This window comes from Veillonella criceti (genome assembly GCF_900460315.1).
Lineage (GTDB): Bacteria > Bacillota > Negativicutes > Veillonellales > Veillonellaceae > Veillonella_A > Veillonella_A criceti.
Genome location: NZ_UHIO01000001.1, coordinates 1,323,279 through 1,344,973 on the forward strand (window position 1 = coordinate 1,323,279; position 21,695 = coordinate 1,344,973).

10 protein-coding genes are annotated in these 21,695 nt (G+C 38.3%); 3 read left to right on the plus strand and 7 right to left on the minus strand.

From position 1 onward, the window contains the following. Positions 1–69: 69 nt before the first annotated feature. Together DYE54_RS06035 and DYE54_RS06040 are read right to left on the minus strand one after the other, a co-directional pair. Complete coding sequence (locus DYE54_RS06035; protein ID WP_115310390.1) at positions 70–978, minus strand: YitT family protein; 909 nt, start codon at positions 976–978, stop codon at positions 70–72. 43 nt (positions 979–1,021) lie between these two features. Continuing rightward, positions 1,022–1,984, minus strand: coding sequence for a YitT family protein (locus tag DYE54_RS06040; RefSeq protein WP_115310391.1), 963 nt, complete (start codon positions 1,982–1,984; stop codon positions 1,022–1,024). A gap of 169 nt (positions 1,985–2,153) precedes the next feature. Here DYE54_RS06040 and ispE point away from each other — a divergent pair, with 169 nt between their 5' ends. The 3 genes from ispE to DYE54_RS06055 all read left to right on the plus strand — a co-directional run bounded on the left by ispE (position 2,154) and on the right by DYE54_RS06055 (position 5,612). Further along, positions 2,154–3,038 (plus strand): 4-(cytidine 5'-diphospho)-2-C-methyl-D-erythritol kinase, encoded by an 885-nt coding sequence (ispE, locus tag DYE54_RS06045; protein WP_115310392.1) that lies wholly within the window; start codon positions 2,154–2,156, stop codon positions 3,036–3,038. Continuing rightward, on the plus strand, positions 3,038–3,727 hold the full coding sequence (locus DYE54_RS06050; RefSeq protein WP_115310393.1) for a GntR family transcriptional regulator: 690 nt from the start codon (positions 3,038–3,040) through the stop codon (positions 3,725–3,727). Before ispE ends, DYE54_RS06050 begins: the two co-directional genes overlap by 1 nt. A gap of 385 nt (positions 3,728–4,112) precedes the next feature. Beyond that, a complete protein-coding gene (locus tag DYE54_RS06055) occupies positions 4,113–5,612 on the plus strand; it encodes an SLC13 family permease (RefSeq protein WP_115310394.1) in 1,500 nt (499 codons plus the stop codon). 108 nt (positions 5,613–5,720) lie between these two features. Here DYE54_RS06055 and DYE54_RS06060 read toward each other — a convergent pair whose 3' ends face one another. The 5 genes from DYE54_RS06060 to DYE54_RS06080 all read right to left on the minus strand — a co-directional run bounded on the left by DYE54_RS06060 (position 5,721) and on the right by DYE54_RS06080 (position 21,660). Further along, the gene (locus DYE54_RS06060; RefSeq protein WP_115310395.1) at positions 5,721–7,850 is read right to left on the minus strand and encodes a YadA-like family protein; all 2,130 of its coding nucleotides are present in this window, start codon (positions 7,848–7,850) and stop codon (positions 5,721–5,723) included. Positions 7,851–8,388: 538 nt separating this feature from the next. Then, on the minus strand, positions 8,389–9,525 hold the full coding sequence (locus tag DYE54_RS06065) for a DUF2827 family protein (protein ID WP_115310396.1): 1,137 nt from the start codon (positions 9,523–9,525) through the stop codon (positions 8,389–8,391). Between the two features lie 289 nt (positions 9,526–9,814). Beyond that, the gene (locus DYE54_RS06070; protein WP_115310397.1) at positions 9,815–19,846 is read right to left on the minus strand and encodes an ESPR-type extended signal peptide-containing protein; all 10,032 of its coding nucleotides are present in this window, start codon (positions 19,844–19,846) and stop codon (positions 9,815–9,817) included. 1,074 nt (positions 19,847–20,920) lie between these two features. Beyond that, the gene (locus DYE54_RS06075) at positions 20,921–21,391 is read right to left on the minus strand and encodes a pyridoxamine 5'-phosphate oxidase family protein (RefSeq protein WP_115310398.1); all 471 of its coding nucleotides are present in this window, start codon (positions 21,389–21,391) and stop codon (positions 20,921–20,923) included. Positions 21,392–21,399: 8 nt separating this feature from the next. Then, positions 21,400–21,660 carry an HPr family phosphocarrier protein gene (locus DYE54_RS06080; protein ID WP_115310399.1) on the minus strand — a complete coding sequence of 87 codons (261 nt, stop codon included), beginning with the start codon at positions 21,658–21,660 and terminating at the stop codon, positions 21,400–21,402. Between the last annotated feature and the right edge of the window lie 35 nt (positions 21,661–21,695).

Genomic DNA, 21,695 nt, shown 5'->3' on the forward strand with positions numbered 1-21,695 from the left:
TGTGTACGCTTTCACAATGACCTTTCACTAGACTAAGGCGTAAAAGTAAATGCAACCACGTATTACTTACTAATCATTCATCTCTACCCGTGCTCGAATACGCTCAATAGCTTGCTGAGTTTCCGCTTTTGATGGCAAAGTAAAACCTCCGCCAATAACTTCAGCCACATCAGTTACCATTAAAAAAGCCGTCGGATCTTCTTCCTCTACTGCTTTTTTAAGTTTAGCAACCTGCATTAAGCTAACTACTACCAAAATCACCTGCTTATGCTGATGTGTATACGCCCCTTCCCCATTCAAAATAGTGGCGCCACGGCCAATTTGATTAATAATCAAATCACAAATTTTATAAGGTTTATAGGAAATAATAAACACGGCTTTACGTTGATCAAAGCCCACAATAACGCGATTAGTTAACATAGCTGAAATATACAAACTCACCAAAGTAACCGCAGCCGCTTCAATATTAACTACAAAGGCCGCTATCGTCAAAATCACCATATTAATGGCTAGTACAATACTACCAATTTGTAAACCATAATATTTACGAATAATTAGCGCAATAGGATCAAGGCCTCCTGCATTACCGCCTGACCGATATACAGTACCTACCCCAATACCACAAAACAGGCCCCCTAAAATGGCCCCTACCAATGGATCATGCGTCAAATCATAATCTGCTAAAAATCGTAACATATTAATAAACAGCGAGGACACAACTGTACCAAAAATAGTAATCATTACATGCCAACGACCTAGCCAACGGTAGGCTGCATATAAAACGGGAATGTTTAAAAGTAAATTCAATGTACCGACTTGAATGCCCGTTAAATAATACAACATTAAGGCAACCCCACTAATGCCACCACTTACCAATTTATGTGGCACTACAAAGGCATTAATCCCTATGGCAAATAAAAACGTACCCAACGTGACCATAGCCATTACATATAAAGTTGAACTCCACTTTTTAAACATGTCGCCTCCTAATTCTCAATTCGTCTATTTTGCTAGTTTCCCATTAATTTTTAGGGGTTTCTGCAATTGTCCCTTCCGGCGCATCTGGCAACGAATCCCCCATCGCCCCCGACTGCACGGACCGCTCAATAGCCGCATTCACCGATTCAGGGGTAGCCAATGGAATGGTAAAACCTTGACCAATCACTTCCGCTGCATCAGAAATAATCATAAAGGCCGACGGGTCTTCTTTCTGCACCGCTTCTTTTAACTTAGCCACTTGCATTAACCCAACAACAACTAAAATGACCTGTTTATGCTGATGTGTATACGCCCCTTCCCCATTTAAAATGGTCGCCCCACGGCCTAACTGGTGAATAATTAAGTCGCAAATCTTATATGGTTTATAGGAAATAATATAAATAGCCTTCCGTTGATTAAAGCCTACTACTACCTTATTGGTAACCATAGCTTGCACATAAATACTAATAAGCGTAATAGCCGCTGCTTCTACACTAATAACTAAGGCCGCTGCAAATAAAACTAATACGTTAATACCAAAAATAATGCTCCCCATTTGTAAGCCATAATACTTACGGATAATCAGTGCAATAGGGTCCAATCCGCCCGTATTCCCACCAGCTCGATACACAATACCTAGGCCTAAACCGCACATAATACCACCCAGTAATGAACCTACCAACGGATCGGAGGTCAACTGGTATTGCTCCATAAATTCCATAGCATTAATTAAGAAAGATATAACAGCTGTCCCAAATAGTGTTATCATTAAATGCCAACGACCCAGCCAACGATAAGCAGCATACAAAATAGGCACGTTTAATAGCAAGTTTAAGGTACCTACTTGAACGCCCGTTAAATAATATAGCATTAGCGCAATCCCGCTTAAACTACCACTTACTAACTTGTGTGGTACAATAAAAGCATCAATACCAATGGCAAACAATAATGAACCAATCGTTGTCATCACTAAAGCATTCGTTGTTCGGCCCCATTTCAACTGCATAGTTCCTCCTGGAAATTGAAATTTCTCACTTAATAGCGTATAATAAATTGATTAAATATAAAAAATCATTAGGTTAATATTTCTATGTCCATCTTAACCTAACCACCTTATAATTTCAACTACTAAAGCAGTTTCATCTGTAAGTTCATCAGCAAAAAGGAGGCTCCCCATGGAGCAATTAAGCTTCAGTAAAATTAATATTGGTTTGGCCATTCTCAATAAACGCGATGATGGCTATCACAATATCGACACTATTTTTCAATCTATTTATTTAGGTGATTCCATTTACTTTGCCAAACACCACTCCGTAGTTTTTTCTGGCATGGCCCCTGAACTACCTACCTATATGAACGATATGATTCCTTATGACGAATCAAACCTAGCGATGAAAGCCTTGCGAGCTATTCAAGCCTATACAGGTTGCACTACAGGTGGCGCCATCCATTTATTAAAACGAGTGCCTCCAGCAGCTGGTCTCGGTGGTGGTAGCTCCGATGCGGCGGCTATGCTACTGGGCTTAAATAAATTCTGGGATTTACGCCTCACGGAGAAAGAACTCATGAAACTAGCCAACGACTTAGGCTCCGATGTGCCCTTTCTCATGAAAGGCGGCACAGCCCGTGGCACTGGTCGTGGAGAAATACTCAACTATTTACCAACCGACAAACCCCATTGGCTATTAATTGTAAAACCAGAACTATCTGTATCCACAGCCGCAGCCTATAATCGTTTCAACAATCAATCCCAAGTAACGAGTGAAACTATCGATACCGTAGAAAATGCTATGCGTGAAGGAGCTGTCAAAAAAGCCATGCAGCATAGTGGCAATACCTTCGAAGAATTGCTATTCCCACTCCATCCAGAACTCATCACTTGTAAAGACTTTTTCACCAGTCGTGGCTATACAACCATCATGACAGGAAGCGGTCCAACTATGGTCGTCTATCTTGATACAGCCCTTGAAGCCTTAACATTACAAGAAGAAATCAAAAAGGCTGGACATACTTGGTTATCCTTAATTACTAAAACTCACGGTAAGGAGGCATTATCCTAATGAATAAAGATTTAGGGCGCTTACAGCCTATCGTATTAACATCTTACAAACCATTACGTGAAGTCGTATGTGAAACCTTGCGTCAAGCCATCCGTGATGGTATCTTCAAGCCTGGTGAACGCCTCATGGAAGTGCCTCTAGCCGAAGAATTAGGCGTGAGCCGTACGCCAGTCCGTGAAGCCATTCGCAAACTAGAGCTAGAAGGCTTTGTTGTCATGATTCCTCATCGGGGAACTTATGTAGCCGATATTTCCCTCAAGGATATTACCCAAGTCTTTGAAATTCGCTCCGCCCTTGAAGAATTAGCCGCCCAGCTAGCAGCCGAACGAATTACCCCTGATGAAATTGAGTTCTTAGAACGCATGTTGGTAGAAATTGGCACCTTCATGGAACAAAAAAACATGGAAAAAGTAGTTGAAGCAGATATTAACTTCCATGAAGTATTATATAAAGCATCTCGCAATGAACGGTTAGTAGAAATTATTCACAACTTACGAGAACAAACCTTGCGTTTCCGCACAATGTCAATGAATCAACCCGGTCGCTTAGTTAAAACTTGGGAAGAACACCGCATGTTAGTCGAAGCAATTGCTGAACGCAATCCAGCGCAAGCCCGTGAAATTGCACGACTCCATATGGAACACTCCGAACAAGCCTTATTAAAAGGCATGAATATTGACAAACCTTAATAACGTATAGCTCTTTAACAAAAGGGACTGGAGCTTACATAATGAATAATTCTGTATTCATGCTGTAAGCAACAGTCCCTTTTTATGTTCAAATACAAATTCATTTAAAATTCTAAATTTACTTGTTTATCCATCTCTCATGTATTTATATCGAATTTTATTGCTTTATTAACTATATATTTACTATAAACACTAAATAATATATATTTTTTCATTTCGTGTATTTTACTCTATTTTTTAATACTTTCTTAAAGGTAATATGATTTCTTTGTCGAAATCTTACACTATAACACTTTGATATAATTCGATATACTTATTAGCATATCGCTTAAAATCAATTTTATTATGTATTTAGTATAATCACAAGAAAGTGAGATGATTACAAATGACACAACCCGCTTCACCCGCTCCGGTACCTGCTAAGACTCGTTCCCATAGCCAGAACATTGGCTTGATTCTTAGCTTCTTGGTCTTAATCGGTATTCTATGTATTCCTACACCAAGCGACTTATCTACAGCAGGACATCGCATGATTGGCCTTCTTTTCTTTGCTATCGTACTGTGGATAACAAGCGCCGTTTCCTACCCCGTTAGTGCTACCATGCTAACGGCCTTAACAGCCTTACTCTTAGGAACAGCACCCAACATTGATGCCCCTGATAAAATATTAGGCACCAGCAACGCATTAAAGTTAGCCATTTCAGGCTATTCGACACCAGCTTGGGCCCTTGTAGCTGCTGCTATGTTTATTTCCGTAGCCATGACTAAAACGGGGCTTGATCGGCGTATTGCCTTAAATGTATTATCTCGCATTGGCACTAAAACAAGTCATATCTATATCGGTGTTATCTTCACCGGGTTCATTCTTTCCTTCTTCGTGCCAAGTGCCACAGCCCGCCTAGCTTGCTTAGTCCCTATCATCATTGGTATTTTGGATAGTCTAGGTATTAATCGCCAAAGTAAATTAGCAGCCCTACTCGTAGTTGGCGCCACCCAAGCGGATACAGTTTGGAACATCATGGTACAGACTGCGGCGGCCCAAAACTTAGTAGCTGTCGGCTTTATTTCTTCACAGCTTAATACGTCTGTTTCTTGGCTAGATTGGTTACTAGCAGCCGCACCCTATTCATTAGTAATGATCGTCATCTACTACTTCTTATCCATGTGGCTTTTAAAACCAGATGAACATGATTTAGAAGGTTCACAACAAGAACTACAACGGCATCTAAAAGAACTAGGGCCTATGAGCTTTAATGAAAAGAAATTATTAGCCTTATCCCTTATTTTGCTTGGCTTCTGGGCTACTGGTGGTCATTTACACAAATATGACACCTCTACTACCACAATTGTAGCTATCGCTTTATTCTTAATGCCTGGCATTGGGATTATTGATTGGAAATATGCTCAAAGTCGTATTGATTGGGGTTCCATCGTTATGTTCGGCGCTGGCATCAGCTTAGGTACCGCACTTTTAAAAACCAAAGCCGCTACTTGGCTAGCGAACGCCTTTGTTCACATGTTTACCCTTGAAACCTTATCCGTATTCATGTTAATTGGCACGATTACCTTCTTCCTTATCGCGATTCACCTTGGCTTTGCTTCCGCTACGGCCCTAGCTTCTGCGATGATTCCTATTGTCATTTCTATTGTACAAGCCGTGCATATTCCTGGTATCAATCCAGTAGGCCTCACCATGATTGCACAATTCTCCATCTGTTTTGGTTTTATTCTACCAGTTAACTCACCACAAGGTATGGTTGCTTACAGTACCGGTACCTTTGATGTTAAAACTTTCATGAAAACAGGCATTCCTATTACCATCATTGGCTATGCTTTACTGGTAGTCTACGCCGCTACCTACTGGCATTGGATTGGTTTAGTTTAATATTATCTTATAATACATAAAGCCCCCTCTACCGAACATTCGCTAGAGGGGGCTTTTATTATATTCAGTTATATTAAAACAGTCTCTAATTAAAACAACACACTCTAATTATTTTTGAAGAATTGTTTGCATAGCGGCCTTTAATTCATTAATTTCAGATTGCTGTGCTTGTAAACGCGCTTCTTGATCTGCTAAGCGATTGCGAAGTTCTTTATTTTCTTCACGAATATTAACGCTTGCATTAGGCGCGCTACCAACGGCCCAAGAAATACCTGCATTGATCATAGTATCATTGTTACCGCTATAAGCTAAGCCTGCACTAACACGAATATCTTCATTAACACGATGAGCTACGCCAAGCGCGATAGCTGATTCACCTTTATAATAACCAAGACCCGCATTAATAGCTGTTTTTTTGTAATCTAAATCATACGTACCATTAAGAGCCGCTAAGGCAGCACCCATAGCACCTGTTTTTTCAATTTTAGTATTTAATTTTGATTCCACTCGACCAATTTCATTATGAGCATTTTGAAGGCCTGTCGTTAAATCATTGTTTATATCGGTTTTTAAATCCTTTAATTGACTCACATTAACTGCATCAGTAGGCTGCTCACCAGGTGCTACATGACTAATTACTTTATCACCTGCATTGATACCCTTATCTGTAATCTGCACGCCACCATTTGTAATAATGCCATTTTTATTAATCGTTGTATTGCCAGCTTTTACACTACCATCAGCGCCAAGATTAATATCTTTATTCAAGCCAAGCGTTACTTGTTTTGCCTTCCCATCATTAATCGGTTTGTTACTCACAGATAAATTACTATCAGCGATGAATGTAACATCTTGAGGCCCCATATTATTTTCAATCTTCTGTTCAAGTGCTTTTAACTGCGCCACATTGACTGCATCTGTGGCATCATAACCGCCGGCTACATTGATGATGCGGCGGGTGTTAGCCGTAATTTCAGTAACATCATCTCCAGAACCTACTTCATATTTTACATTACCTACTGAAACGACACCTTGCTCTTTACTAAATACTTCTTCTGATAAATAAGCTGCCTTGGCATAACTCTCTGACGGTGCTGCCAAAGAATCTTTTCCTAAAGCTACTGAATTATTCATCAGAGAAAGTGCATGTGAACCTACGGCCACAGAATTAGATACTCCTTCTAACCGAGTATAATCACCTATAGCTGTATTATTTGTCCCTCTAACCCGTGAATAATACCCTAAAGCAGTAGACTCCTGACCATGTGTTTCAGCATAGTGACCAATTGCTACAGCATTATCAAAAGCTGTACGAGATTGTTGGCCAATAGCCACCGAGTAATTACCTTTAGCAATGGAAGATACACCTAAAGCAACCGTATTAGAATCAAGGGCTTCTGAGGCTGCCCCTAAGGCTATAGTCTGAAACCCGAATGCTTTTGCCTTGAAACCTATGGCCATAGAATTTTCTGTAGCATTAACTGCTTCTGGTGCTTTTGTATCATCTACCCCAATCGGATGATATTTACCGCCAATTGTATAATCTACTGTATAATCTTGATCACGTGGCGGTTCTTCTGCAATTGTATTAGTTGGATTTTGCTCATTAATTTCACCAACATAAGCTTGACTCCCAATAGCAATACTATTTCGTGATGTTGTTTCTAAACCTGCCTGACTCCCAAGTGCTACGCTTTGTCCCGCCTTATTATTAGTGAAAGTGCCAATTGCTACCGTATCATTACCATCAGCTGTAGCTTGAGCTCCAATTGCAACCCCTTGACTTCCGTTACCTTTTGAATATACCCCTATTGCAATTGCATTAGCAGCCTCTAATTTAGTAGATGAACTATATCCTAAAGCAAGCGAAGCCTCTCCTAGTGCTTTTGCATTAAATCCAACAGCTGTTGCTCCTTGTTTTTGTGCCAATGCTGTATTCCCAATAGCAGTTGTTTCTTTTAACCTTGCATTACTTTCCTTACCAATAGCAGTACTATCTACTGCATTGGCAACAGCAGAATTTCCTAGTGCAGTAGAACCACGAGGAGTTGCCTTTGCATTATTGCCTACAGCAGTACTCGTTGCATCATATGTAATCGATGTTTCCCCGACAGCTAATCCAGCCCCACTACCTTTTAATACGGGGTCTGCTGCCCACACGTTACTCCCAGTCAGCGCTACCACAACAGCCAATGCCAAACAAACTTTAGATTGTTTTGAAATTACCTTCTTGCTCATGATACACACTCCTTCTAATATTTTATATAAAATAAATAAACAAACTCCCTAAGTCATGCATCTAACAAACAATATATAATTAAAATTTACCTATTACATCTAAAATTTTCATCATTATTTAATACAAGAATAACACGTTTGCCCCCCCGACAAGACATTCCACTCTATTCCAAATTCAATCATATATACTAATTTTGAATTATAATTTTATTTCTGTTTATTTAATTTAAGTATTTTTCAAAATATCTATAATTCATATGATTACCGTAAAAGCTAAATATGCAATAATAACAATAATCCCAATAGTAATACTATGATATAGATTTATTATGCCTTTTTGTTATTTTATAATATATTATTCAAGAAGATTTATGCCTTAATTAGCCAAAAAAGACCTAATCTAAAGTAACCAGCTCATATTACTAGTCACTGCAGATTAAGCCTCTTCCTTTCACACTATATTAAATTTTAAATTAACTATCCCACTACATTTAAAACTAACTATACCGCCACATTTAAAAATAACCGCAACGCTACATTAGTCTTCAAATAATTTCTGCAATAACGATCGATGCGACGCTACTACATCAGCATTATAAGGAGATAAGGTTTCAAGAAAAGCTTTATTCTTTGTCGCATGCGTTTCAAAAGATGCATCATAATGATTAATTACATCGAGCAATACTTCGGCCCCTTTATAGGCATCAAAACCAGAATAATAAAAACCCACCCCTGCATCACGAAGCAGTTCAGAGTTATGCACTAATGGATAATTGCCATATAAAGCTTCATAGTACGCATAATTTAGCCCCAGTTGCCATTGATAAGAAAGCACAATATCCGTATAACGGGATAAGAAATAAGGCATTAAATGACGACTTTCTACAGTCATAACATTGTCTTTCACCAATCGAGTATACCCAATAAAGTTATGGAACCCACTCACATCTTTTAAATGATATGTATTACAGAGGTACACATGGGCTAACGCCTCTTTATCTTGTTTGTACACCGCTTCAGCAATCAGAACCGGAATATAGCAATTTTTTACCACCGATGAATTAGGCTCAAATACGGAAACGCGTCGACCACGCTTAGTTTTATCCGGATTATATCCAAAGGTAAGCCCTTCCTGTAGTTGTGCTACTTGACGGTCAAAGAAAAAAGAATTCCAAATATGCGGCACTTCATATACCGTTGTCCCCGTCATAATGCTCAAATAATCTTTATTAGTTTCATATACTTGAGGAATGAGCCAAACTTGATCATAGGTAGAACCATTAAAAGCACGACCACCATCTTTACCTACAATGAATTTCTCCATATCCCAAATGAAATCATTCCCCATGCGATAGGTAACAATTTTTGCCCCATGCTTTCTAAATTCTTTTTCATAGAAGGGTTCTAATGTTAGCGTGCCTTCAATAAGCACATCCGTTGTTTCCACAACCTCTTCATAGGGATATACAGCAATCCTCATAGCATCTACTTCTAATTCTTTAGGTAATGTTTTTAAATCATTTCCCCAAAACACAAAATACACATCATCTACTTCAGGAATTTGCATCAACGTTTCACGAAGAAAATACATATTTTGCCCTGCTCCATTGGACCAGATATGCTTATAGGAAGGCCCCCAAAAGAAGGTAATCCCTATACGCAAACCAGATTTCATACACTTCAACCTTTCTCGTTACTACTTAATGTATAAGATTTATGAATACTATATCATACTCTATATGATAGTTTTGTGAAACAACCTGTCTAATCGGCCCAAGATATACAATAAGCTGAAACAATATCCCCTATAGAAAAGGCGATTTAAAAGGAGGGGGTTCCTTTCAAATCGCACTTTTCTAAGGCTAACAGCCTATCTAATATGGGGTTGTCACTAATGATGAAACGATAGTAATACTACCATCTCATCATAAAGTTTCACGCAAACTACTATCAGTTGAGTCTAATTATCGTTGTGCTAATTGTTGTACCAAAGCTTCTAATTTAGCGATACGATCATTTTGTGCATCAATCTGATTTTGTTTTGCCGACAATTCAGATTCAAATTGAGCTTTTTGAGCCTGATTTTGAGCTTCTAAGGTTTCTACTTTATTAGAAAGTGAAGCAACTGAACTTGTCGTTTTAGCAGCATCGCCTGCGCCAATGCGGAATGTGGCCCCTACATTAGCCATCGCTTTGCCACCTTGACCATAAGATAAACCTAAGGTGTATTGTTGATCATTATTAGGTGCATATGCATAACCTACTGCCAATGCTTGTTTGCCGCGATAAGTACCTACACCAGCCATCACTTGACCACGTTCACCTTCTACGTAAGGAAGTGGATTCAAGGCAGCTAAGGAAGCAGCCATAGCATCGCCTTCAGCTGATTCATCGCGAACGTTTTGAATTTCAGAGGCTAACCCACGGATTGCTTGACCATGTGCATTTACTACTTCACCAAGAACGCCGATAGATGCTGTATTTGTTTCAACTTGCTGTTTAATTGGATATAATTGACCGCCAGTAATAGCTTGACGAGATCCTTCCGCAATATTGCCATCAGCAATATTATTGGTTTCAATTAAGCCCGTTTCACTATTCTTCGTAGCGAATTCAACACCACCAATAGCTATGGATGTAGCGGTTAACTTAGTTTGATCACTCGTTGCATTCTTATCTGCCGCACCGCCACCAATTGTTAACGCATCGCCAGTTAAGGACGAACCATTTACATTAAGAGCTGTGCCTGTTAAGGAAGAACCATCAACAGTAAGGGCTTTATCTGTTAAAGAGGTAGTATTACCAATTTGTAAACCTTCTCGACCATACCTTGCATCAATTTCGCCCTCACTATTTCGGAAGGTTACATCGTTGCTACCATAATCGGCTCTTAAATTATCGTCAGTGGCATTAACCCAAACTTGTAAGCCATCAGTTTTCAAGCCAGCATTACCAACATAAAAACCGCCTTTATCTTTATTCAATATAATCTTATTTGGCAATTTTACTCCACTAGTATTAGTTGGTTTTGTTGGGGCTCTAAATCTCGATTCTGTGCTACTATTCTTTCTCGAATCACTAGCAGTATCACGATCTCTACCGCCAATAATTTCACCCGGATTTTCAATAACAATTTCTTCATAAATCTTAGCATAAGTTGCATCATCAATTTCAACAACTGAGTATTTTTCACCAGTAGATTTATCAGTCATATCCGTTACTTTAATGCCCGTATCCCCAACTACGTGGAATGCTTTGCCAATGTTTTCTTTACCTTCTTTTGTAAGATTAGATAAATCCTTATTGGCTGCATTTTCTGCATTAGCAAGGCTTTCTTTAGCACTGTCAGATAAATCAACCGTAACTTTATTGCCATCAACTGCGGTTACAATGTTTTGTTTACCAGCTTCATCAGTTTTACCAACGATGTCAACACGGTTCTTTTCTTTGGAAATGTTAACGCCATCAGCTTGGCCATTTTCATCAGCACCAATAGTTACACCTTGTAGAGCACTACCAGCTGTTTTTTCAACATTCGTAAGTCTATCGTCAAAACCATCTACTTTATCGCCTAGGTTCTTCACATTGTCATTTAAGCCCTTAACTTGATCACCCAAACCTTTAACGTCTTTATCAAGACCGTCAACGCGGTTATTTAAGCCATCAACTTTATCACCTAAACCATCTACTTTAGAGCCTAAGTCTTTTACATCTTTGCCTAAACCATCAACCTTATCATTTAAGCCGTCTACTTTACCGCCTAAATCGCTAAGACCTTTGTCTAAGCCATCGACTCTGCCATTTAAGTCATCTACTTTGCCACCTAAATTACCTAAGCCTTTTTCAAGAGTATCGACTTTACCACCAATACCATTAACCTTAGTATCTAAACTGTCAACGCGATTATTCACTTTATCAAGTTGACCTTTATTAACAGCATCGCCCGCATTTTGACCTTCTGCAATATTAGTAATTACTTTACTACCTGCATCAATGCCACCTTTAGTGATGGATGGACCATCTTTAATAGTTAAACCATCATTTGCTACTGCTGTATCGCCTACAGTTACGCCACCATCAGTAACGCTAGTATTACCAGCAGTTGGGCTGCCTACCGTAATACCATTATCGCTAATGGTAGTACCACCAGTCTTAATGAAACCATCACTACCAAGATCTACATTCTTATCTAGGTTAACTGTAAATGTCTTAACATCATCCTTGGTGCTTGTATCAACAGTAATATTCTTACCACCCACTACATCAACCGCATTTTGACTCACTTCTTTAATAACATCTTTACCTTTATCATCAAGGTTGGAAAGTTGTTTGTCTGCTGCATTGTTAATACGTTCTTTAGTAGCTGCCGTTAAATCAACTACTAAGTTCTGACCATCAACTTTGCTTTCTACCATGCCACCATTTGGATTGCCAATAATACCGAAGCTTGCATTGCCTTTGTTTACAGTGACTACACCGCCATTGCCATCATTAATGGTAATGGATTGTAATGCGGAGCCAGCTGTAGCTGCACCACCTTCAGCAATATTTTTAACCTCTTGTAACTGGTTGTAAGTAACTACATCGCCATCTTGGGTACCATTAGATACATTAGTAATCTTAGTACTACCTGCATTAATGCCACCAAGACTAATAGATGGGCCATTTTCAATAGTTAAACCACCATTTGAAATTGTTGTACCACCCACAGTAATAGTGCCTAAATCACCAACTGTAATACCACCATTGTTAATAGTAGTACCACCTACCGTTACACTACCACCATTGATTACAGTGTCACCTACTTTGAATTCACCTTGTGGCTGTAAAGTTACACCACCATTATTAATAGTTGTGCCACCTACTGTTACGTCACCAGATTTAACAACTGTATCACCAAGAATAATGGAGCCATCGTTACCAAGATCTACATTCTTATCTAGGTTAACAGTGAAAGTCTTAACGCCATCTTTAGTATCATTAGTGACATTGATATTTTCGCCACCAACTACATCAACAGCATCCTGACTGACTTCTTTAATAACGTCTTTACCTTTATCGTCAATGTTGGATAAATCTTTATTAGCAGCATTATCGATTTTTTCTTTAGTGGCTGCATTAAGATCAACTACTAAATCGTTACCAACTACCTTGCTTTCTACAGCACCGTTTTCAGCACCTTTTACACCGAAACCAGCATTAGCTTTATTAACAGTGATTTCACCATTATCGCTAGCTACGGTTACGGATTGAAGGGCATTACCAGCTGTTTCTTTTACAGTTTCTAGATTGTTGTTGATTGTATCAACTTTATCCGTAATTGTATTTACTTTGCCGTCAACACCATCAATACGTTTGCCTAAATCGGTCGATACATTATGTAATTGACCACCAGTTACCGCATCAGTGGATCCAGCTTCTACTTTTCCTTCACCAAGGTTAGAAACAACTTTACCACCAGCATTGATGCCGTCTTTTGTTACGGATGGACCTTCTTTAATTGTTAAGCCCTCAGTACCTAAACTTGCACCACCAACAGTTACACCATTAGCATCAACTTTAGTAGTATCACCAACTGTAATGGCACCTGCTTCACTAACAGCAACGCCGCCATTGTTAACAGTCGTACCACCAGCTGTGATAGACCCAGTAGTGCCAAGGTCAATGTTGTTTTTCATATTAACTGTGAAAGTCTTAACGCCATCTTCCATAGCATTGGTTACTTCCACGTTGTTACCACCTTTAACGTCTACAGCACTTTGCGTTACTTCTTTAATAACGTCTTTGCCTTTGTCATCAAGGTTGGAAAGATCTTTATTAGCAGCATTATCGATTTTTTCTTTAGTTGCTGCCGTAAGATCAACTACTAAATCATTACCTACTACTTTGCTTTCTACCGCGCCGTTTTCAGCACCTTTTACACCAAAGCCAGCATTGGCTTTATTAACAGTAATTTCACCATTATCGCCAGCTACTGTAACAGTTTGAAGGGCATTACCAGCTGTTTCTTTTACAGTTTCTAGATTATTGTTGATTGTATTAACTTTATCAGTAATTGTATTTACCTTGCCATCAACACCATCAATACGACTACCTAATTCTGTGGAAACATTGTATAATTGACCACCTGTTACAGCATCAGTGGAACCGGCTTCTACTTTGCCTTCGCCAAGATTAGAAACAACTTTGCCACCTGCATTGATGCCATCTTTAGTTACGGATGGGCCTTCTTTAATTGTTAAGCCATCAGTACCCAAGCTTGCATCACCAGCAGTAACGGAGCCATTAGGGCCAAGGTCAAGATTATTCTTCACATTTACTGTGTATGTTTTAACGCCATCTTCAGTGGCATTAGTAACTTCTACATTATTGCCGCCTTTAACGTCTACAGCACTTTGTGTAACTTCTTTGATAACGTCTTTGCCTTTATCGTCAAGGTTGGATAAGTCTTTATTAACAGCATTGTCGATTTTTTCTTTAGTGGCTGCATTAAGATCAACTACTAAATCACTACCAACTACTTTGCTTTCTACAGCGCCATCTTTAGCACCTTTTACACCGAAACCAGCATTAGCTTTATTTACAGTAATTTTGCCATTGTCGCCAGATACTGTTACTGTTTGAAGGGCATTACCTGCTACTACAGTGCCATCTTCTACAGACTTTTTAAGTTCTTGTAATTGATTATAAGTAACAACATCGCCAGCTTTTGTACCATCCGCTACATTAGTAATCTGCGTATTATTAGCATTGATGCCGCCTTTAGTAATGGATGGACCTTCATTAATAGTTAAGCCACCTTCATTAAGTGTAGTACCACCTACATTGATGTTACCGCCCTTAATTACAGTATCGCCTACTTTAAATTCACCTTGTGGCTGTAAAGTTACACCACCATTGTTAATGGTTGTGCCACCTACCGTTACATTCCCAGATTTAACAACTGTATCACCAAGCGTAATGGAACCATCATTACCAAGATTTACGTTCTTATTGAGGTTAACTGTAAAGGTCTTAACTCCATCTTTGGTATCGTTAGCAACATTAATGTTATCGCCACCAACTACGTCAACAGCATCTTGACTTACTTCTTTAATAACGTCTTTGCCTTTATCACCAAGGTTGGAAAGGTCTTTATTAGCTGCATTGTCGATTTTTTCTTTAGTTGTTGCATTGAGGTCAACTACTAAATCATTGCCAACTACTTTACTTTCTACCGCGCCGTTTTCAGCACCTTTTACACCAAAACCAGCATTGGCTTTATTAACAGTAATTTCACCATTGTTGCCAGATACTGTTACTGTTTGAAGAGCATTACCAGCTGTTTCTTTTACAGTTTCTAGATTATTGTTGATTGTATTAACTTTATCCGTAATTGTATTTACCTTACCATCAACACCATCAATACGTTTGCCTAAATCGGTAGATACATTATGTAATTGACCACCTGTTACAGCATCAGTGGAGCCAGCTTCTATTTTACCTTCGCCAAGGTTAGAAACAACTTTACCACCAGCATTGATACCATCTTTTGTTACAGATGGACCTTCTTTAATGGTTAAACCATTAGTACCTAAGCTTGCATCACCAGTAGTTACACCATTAGCATCAACTTTAGTATCACCAGCGGTAATAGAACCATTAGCTCCAAGGTCAATGTTGTTTTTCATGTTAACTGTGAAAGTCTTAACGCCATCTTCCATAGCATTGGTTACTTCCACATTGTTACCACCTTTAACGTCTACAGCACTTTGCGTTACTTCTTTAATAACGCCTTTGCCTTTATCGTCAAGGTTGGAAAGGTCTTTATTAGCAGCATTGTCGATTTTTTCTTTAGTTGCTGCATTGAGGTCAACTACTAAATCATTACCAACTACTTTGCTTTCTACAGCGCCATCTTTAGCACCTTTTACACCGAAACCAGCATTTTCTTTGTCAACAGTAATTTCACCATTATCGCCTGCTACGGTTACAGTTTGAAGGGCGCTACCTGCGGTGCCTTCTACACTAGTTACACGGTCAGTTAAATTATTAACTTCTGTCTTAACTGTGCCCACATCGTTCTTAACAGTAGTTACTTCTGTTTTTAATGTGCCAACATCATTTGTAACGGTTTCAAGATTGTTGTTGATTGTATTAACTTTATCAGTAATTGTATTTACCTTGCCATCAACACCATCAATACGACTACTTAATTCTGTGGAAACATTATGTAATTGACCACCTGTTACAGCATCAGTGGAACCTGCTTCTACTTTGCCTTCACCAAGATTAGAAACAACTTTGCCACCTGCATTGATACCGTCTTTAGTTACGGCTGGGCCTTCTTTAAGTGTTAAACCATCAGTACCCAAGCTTGCATCACCAGCAGTAACGGAGCCATTAGGGCCAAGGTCAAGATTATTCTTCACATTTACTGTGTATTTTTTAACGCCATCTTCAGTAGCATTAGTAACCTCAACATTGTTACCACCTTTAACATCTACAGCACTTTGTGTAACTTCTTTAATAACATCTTTGCCTTTATCGTCAAGGTTAGAAAGGTCTTTGTTAACTGCATTGTCGATTTTTTCTTTAGTTGCTGCATTAAGATCAACAACTAAATCATTGCCTACCACTTTGCTTTCTACCGCGCCATTTTCAGCACCTTTTACGCCAAAACCAGCGTTAGCTTTATTTACAGTAATTTCGCCATTGTCGCCAGATACTGTTACTGTTTGAAGGGCATCACCTGCTACTACAGTGCCATCTTCTACAGACTTTTTAAGTTCTTGTAATTGATTATAAGTAACAACATCGCCAGCTTTTGTACCATCAGCTACATTAGTAATCTGCGTATTATTAGCATTGATGCCGCCTTTAGTAATGGATGGACCTTCGTTAATAGTTAAGCCACCTTCATTAAGTGTAGTACCACCTACATTGATGTTACCGCCCTTAATTACAGTATCGCCTACTTTAAATTCACCTTGTGGCTGTAAAGTTACACCACCATTATTAATAGTTGTGCCACCTACTGTTACGTCACCAGATTTAACAACTGTATCACCAAGAGTAATGGAGCCATCGTTACCAAGATCTACATTCTTATCTAGGTTAACAGTGAAAGTCTTAACGCCATCTTTAGTATCATTAGTGACATTGATATTTTCGCCACCAACTACATCAACAGCATCCTGACTGACTTCTTTAATAACGTCTTTACCTTTATCGTCAATGTTGGATAAATCTTTATTAGCAGCATTATCGATTTTTTCTTTAGTCGCTGCCGTTAAGTCTACTACTAAATCGTTTCCTACTACTTTACTTTCTACAGCACCATTTTCAGCACCTTTTACGCCGAAACCAGCGTTAGCTTTATTTACAGTGATTTCACCATTGTCGCCAGCTACTGTTACTGTTTGAAGTGCGCTACCTGCTGTGCCTTCAACACTTGTTACACGGTCAGTTAAATTGTTAACTTCTGTCTTAACTGTGCCTACGTCATTCTTAACCGTCGTTACTTCTGTTTTTAAAGTACCTACATCATTCTTTACAGTGGTTACTTCTGTTTTTAATGTTCCAACATCATTTGTAACCGTTTCAAGTTTATTATTGACAGTCTTAATGTTTTCAGTATTGGTATTTACTTTTTCTGTAAGCGTATTTACCTTACCGTCAACACCATCAATACGTTTGCCTAAATTGGTAGATACATTATGTAATTGACCACCTGTTACCGCATCAGTGGAGCCAGCTTCTATTTTACCTTCGCCAAGGTTAGAAACAACTTTACCACCAGCATTGATACCATCTTTTGTTACGGATGGACCTGCTTTAATGGTTAAACCATTATCAGTTACAGATGTTACGCCTGTTTCTAAACCGGAATTGTTTAGTTTGGTATTGCCTACTGTAATAGAACCATTGGAACCAAGGTCAATGTTGTTTTTCATGTTAACTGTGAAAGTCTTAACGCCATCTGCTGTAACATTGGTTACTTCCACATTATTACCACCTTTAACGTCTACAGCACTTTGCGTTACTTCTTTAATAACGTCTTTACCTTTATCGTCAAGGTTGGATAAGTCTTTATTAGCAGCATTATCGATTTTTGCTTTAGTCGCTGCCGTAAGATCAACTACTACATCGTTACCAACTACTTTGCTTTCTACGGCGCCGTCCTTAGCACCTTTCACACCGAAACCAGCATTTGCTTTATTAACAACAATCTCACCGGTATCACCTTTAACACTTACAGTCTGCAAGGCACTGCCAGCTGTTTTTTCAACATCACTCACACGACCTGTTAAATTAGTTACATCGGATTTCACTTGTCCAAGATCTGTTTTAACGCCAGCTACATCAGTTTTTACACCAGCTACCTCAGTTTTCACACCGGCTACATCAGCTTTCACGCCAGCTACATCACTGGTCACTTTATATAATTGACCACCAGTCACAGCATCAGTAGAACCATCAAGTATAGCCCCTTCTGCTACATTTGTTACTTTTTGATTACCTGCATCAACGCCAGCTTTAGTTACTGATGGACCATTTTTAATTGTTAAACCATTATCTCCAAGCGCTGTAGCCCCCATAGTAACTTGAGCGCTATAATGCATGTCGATTCCTTTACCATTGATTGTCGTAAGACCAACTTTTAGACCATCATTATTCATAGAAACACTGCCCGTTTTTACAGAACCATCACGGCCAAGATCAAGTTGATTATTCACATTCACAGCAAACGTTTTAACACCATTATCTGTAGTAGTATTAACGGTTACATTGCTACCGCCAGTTACATTAACAGCATTTTGAGAGGTTTCCTTAATTACATTTTTCCCCGCCTCTGAAACATTGGATAAATCTTTATCAGCTGCATTATTAATTTTTGCTTTAGTCGCAGCCGTTAAATCAAGAGCTACATTTTGCCCAGAAACATTACTTTCAACCATGCCACCCTTAGCACCTACGATACCAAATGCAGCATTTCCTTTATTAACAGTTACCGTTTTACCTGTATCATCTTTTACAGTAACGGACTGAAGCGCAGAATCAGCTGTTGTTTTAATTGTATTAACATTACGTTCTACCGTTGTTACACGGCCATCAATACCATCAACACGCTTACCTAAATTATCTACACTTGTTTTAACGCCGTATAATTGACCACCCGTTACGGCATCTTTAGAATTAGCCGCTAACGCACCATCTGCAATATTGCTTACTTTTTTACCAGCTCCATCAATGCCCGCTTTAGTCACAGATGGACCACCAGCAACAGCCAAGCCATTTTTATCCAACGTATTGCCGCCCGCTTTAATGCTACCATTAGTCCCTAAATCCACACTAGGCGCTAAATCAACAGTATATGTTTTACTACCATTAGCATTCGTAGCTTCTGAAACGGTTACGTTCTTACTGCCTTTAATATCTGTTCCTTTTACATTCTTAACTAAATCGTTAAGTTTCTTTTCCCCTGCATCAGATAAATTACTTAAATCACGATTAGCGGCATTCTTAGATTCATCAAGTGCCGTTTTAGAATTACTATTCGCATCATTAATTTTCTTTAATGTCGCATCATCAAGGCCAATGGAAAGCACTTGGTAACGACTTTCATATCGTTCATTAACAGCAGGTTTATTTCTACCTGGACGAACTGTTTCTTGTGAGCCATTCAAGAAGGACCCCATCTTAACTGTTACACCACGATTAGCAGCGCCTTCTACTAATAGTTTATACTGTACCCCATTACCAGCATCCCAACCTACACCATTGTAGCCTTGATTGGTTTTATTGGCATCCATGAACATCTGACTGCGATCTGTTGTAATCAAACTGGCATCCGCCGTTCCAAAAGCCCCTAACAATACAGCGCCTACTAAACCAGAAAGAACGACGCCTTTAACGCGTTTAGATGTGCCATTCTGATGACTTTTAGCCAGTTCAGACACAACCACATACATTCCTTTAGTTTTACTCCACACAACCTTAAATACCTTATTCATGTTATATTGCTCCTTTACTTTCCCAATAACAACCCTAAGCAAATAACTATTTGTACATACTGCTTATCACACTATGACATCACACATAAATTTATACCAACACACATTACTTATTACAAATCCAATCAAAACATCTACGACTTTCAATATTTAAAGTATAAAAATAATTTTATAATCACAATATCGTAAATTATTTTTTGATTTTCTTATTTCTAAAGCCTACCAACATTGTATAAATAAACAAATCGTGTAATTATCACTCCTCTTCCATGAATAGCTCTATGCTTTGATCAACATATTCTCCCTCAACGCCCCTTTTCTCATTACTAAATAAACTCAACTATAATATTCTACGATATATAGTCACAGGTTCTTAAAAGAGCACATTTATTGTCAGGCATACAGCTCATTTATTTATCACTTCATTTAATTCTTTATTCATATTATCACCTTTTATTTATATGTGCAACTACACTAGACTAAATTATTTCACAAAAAACTCATTGATGTATTATTTATATATAATACTGTTTATAAAATCAATAAAATCAAGGTTTATAAGCTTATAATATAATATTTTTATGTTAAACGATAAACTAACAGCTCATTTCCCTGGATCGATAAGTCCATTCACAAGATACACGTAATGTGTTCGATAAATATTTTATGAATATTTTTTAATTCGAATTTATTCAATTCACAATTTCCCCATAATCTTTTATTATCAACACTACTTGTTAATGACAATAATTAATACGATATCTCTTCTCACTAAACTTTACGCCCTTTTTGTGTTACATCAAGTGTACACCTGTCTATTTTTACTCTTTTATAATCTCTACAAATTTTATCATTAATTCACAGCATGAATTTTTATTTACTTTTATGTATTTTTAATCCACTAAGCAAAAACAACAACACAAAAAGCAAAACACTAATTAACCAGAAAACCTCTTAAATTTTATTAATAATAACTTTATTGCCATATCGTTTTTTAACAATAAAAAAAGGCCATAACTAAATACGGAATCATTCCGTCTCTAGTTACAGCCTTTGGCCTTTATATTCACTCAGTTAATTATGTTCTTTACAAGTCATTGATTCGCAAACAAGTTTCAATACTGCTGTATTCTTCACAGCTGCTAGGGGCAACTCCCAATCAGTGGTATGCGTATAGTGCTTCATAATCATTTGCAACGCTTTTATTTTCTCTGCGTCCTCTTCGACAAATGAAACTTGACCTTCACCAATAACACTATAGAAAGTGGAAGAATAACCACAAGCAACTGCCGCTGGTATTATCTCATAGCCACCATCCAACTCGAAGCCTACATAACCATTCGTTTTTAGTAGATTAATTTTTTTACCTTCTGAGGCACCATGACAATAGAAGACATAGCCTCCATCGTCCCGTTCATAACCAAAATGAAGAGGTACAATATAAATTCGCTCCTCATCATGAATACCTAAACGAATAATTTGACACGCCTCTATAATTTCTTCGATGCGCTGCTCTGAGGTAACCTCTCTATCACTACGTCGCATTTTAACACTTAGTCTTGATGAGAAGTTAAAAACTCTGCTAATTTTTCAACAGCTTCTGCTTCATCAGGACCATCAGCAGTCAATACGACTTCAGAACCTTTAGTAGCACCTAATGTTAATACGGTTAAAATTGATTTAGCATCTGCTTTCTTTTCACCTACGGCAATAGTAATCTTGGATGCAAATTTAGCAGCTAACTGCGTAAAAAGTGTAGCAGGGCGAGCATGTAAGCCAGATTCATTTGTAATTACTACTGTTTTTTCAGTCATAATGGATACCTTCCTTTATAAAATGCATTATAATG

Excerpts from the sequence above, each read along its gene's own strand:
- DYE54_RS06035 (WP_115310390.1), bottom strand. The coding sequence starts at position 978 with ATGTTTAAAAAGTGGAGTTCAACTTTATATGTAATGGCTATGGTCACG.
- DYE54_RS06040 (WP_115310391.1), bottom strand. The coding sequence starts at position 1,984 with ATGCAGTTGAAATGGGGCCGAACAACGAATGCTTTAGTGATGACAACG.
- ispE (WP_115310392.1), top strand. The coding sequence starts at position 2,154 with ATGGAGCAATTAAGCTTCAGTAAAATTAATATTGGTTTGGCCATTCTC.
- DYE54_RS06050 (WP_115310393.1), top strand. The coding sequence starts at position 3,038 with ATGAATAAAGATTTAGGGCGCTTACAGCCTATCGTATTAACATCTTAC.
- DYE54_RS06055 (WP_115310394.1), top strand. The coding sequence starts at position 4,113 with ATGACACAACCCGCTTCACCCGCTCCGGTACCTGCTAAGACTCGTTCC.
- DYE54_RS06060 (WP_115310395.1), bottom strand. The coding sequence starts at position 7,850 with ATGAGCAAGAAGGTAATTTCAAAACAATCTAAAGTTTGTTTGGCATTG.
- DYE54_RS06065 (WP_115310396.1), bottom strand. The coding sequence starts at position 9,525 with ATGAAATCTGGTTTGCGTATAGGGATTACCTTCTTTTGGGGGCCTTCC.
- DYE54_RS06070 (WP_115310397.1), bottom strand. The coding sequence starts at position 19,846 with ATGAATAAGGTATTTAAGGTTGTGTGGAGTAAAACTAAAGGAATGTAT.
- DYE54_RS06075 (WP_115310398.1), bottom strand. The coding sequence starts at position 21,391 with ATGCGACGTAGTGATAGAGAGGTTACCTCAGAGCAGCGCATCGAAGAA.
- DYE54_RS06080 (WP_115310399.1), bottom strand. The coding sequence starts at position 21,660 with ATGACTGAAAAAACAGTAGTAATTACAAATGAATCTGGCTTACATGCT.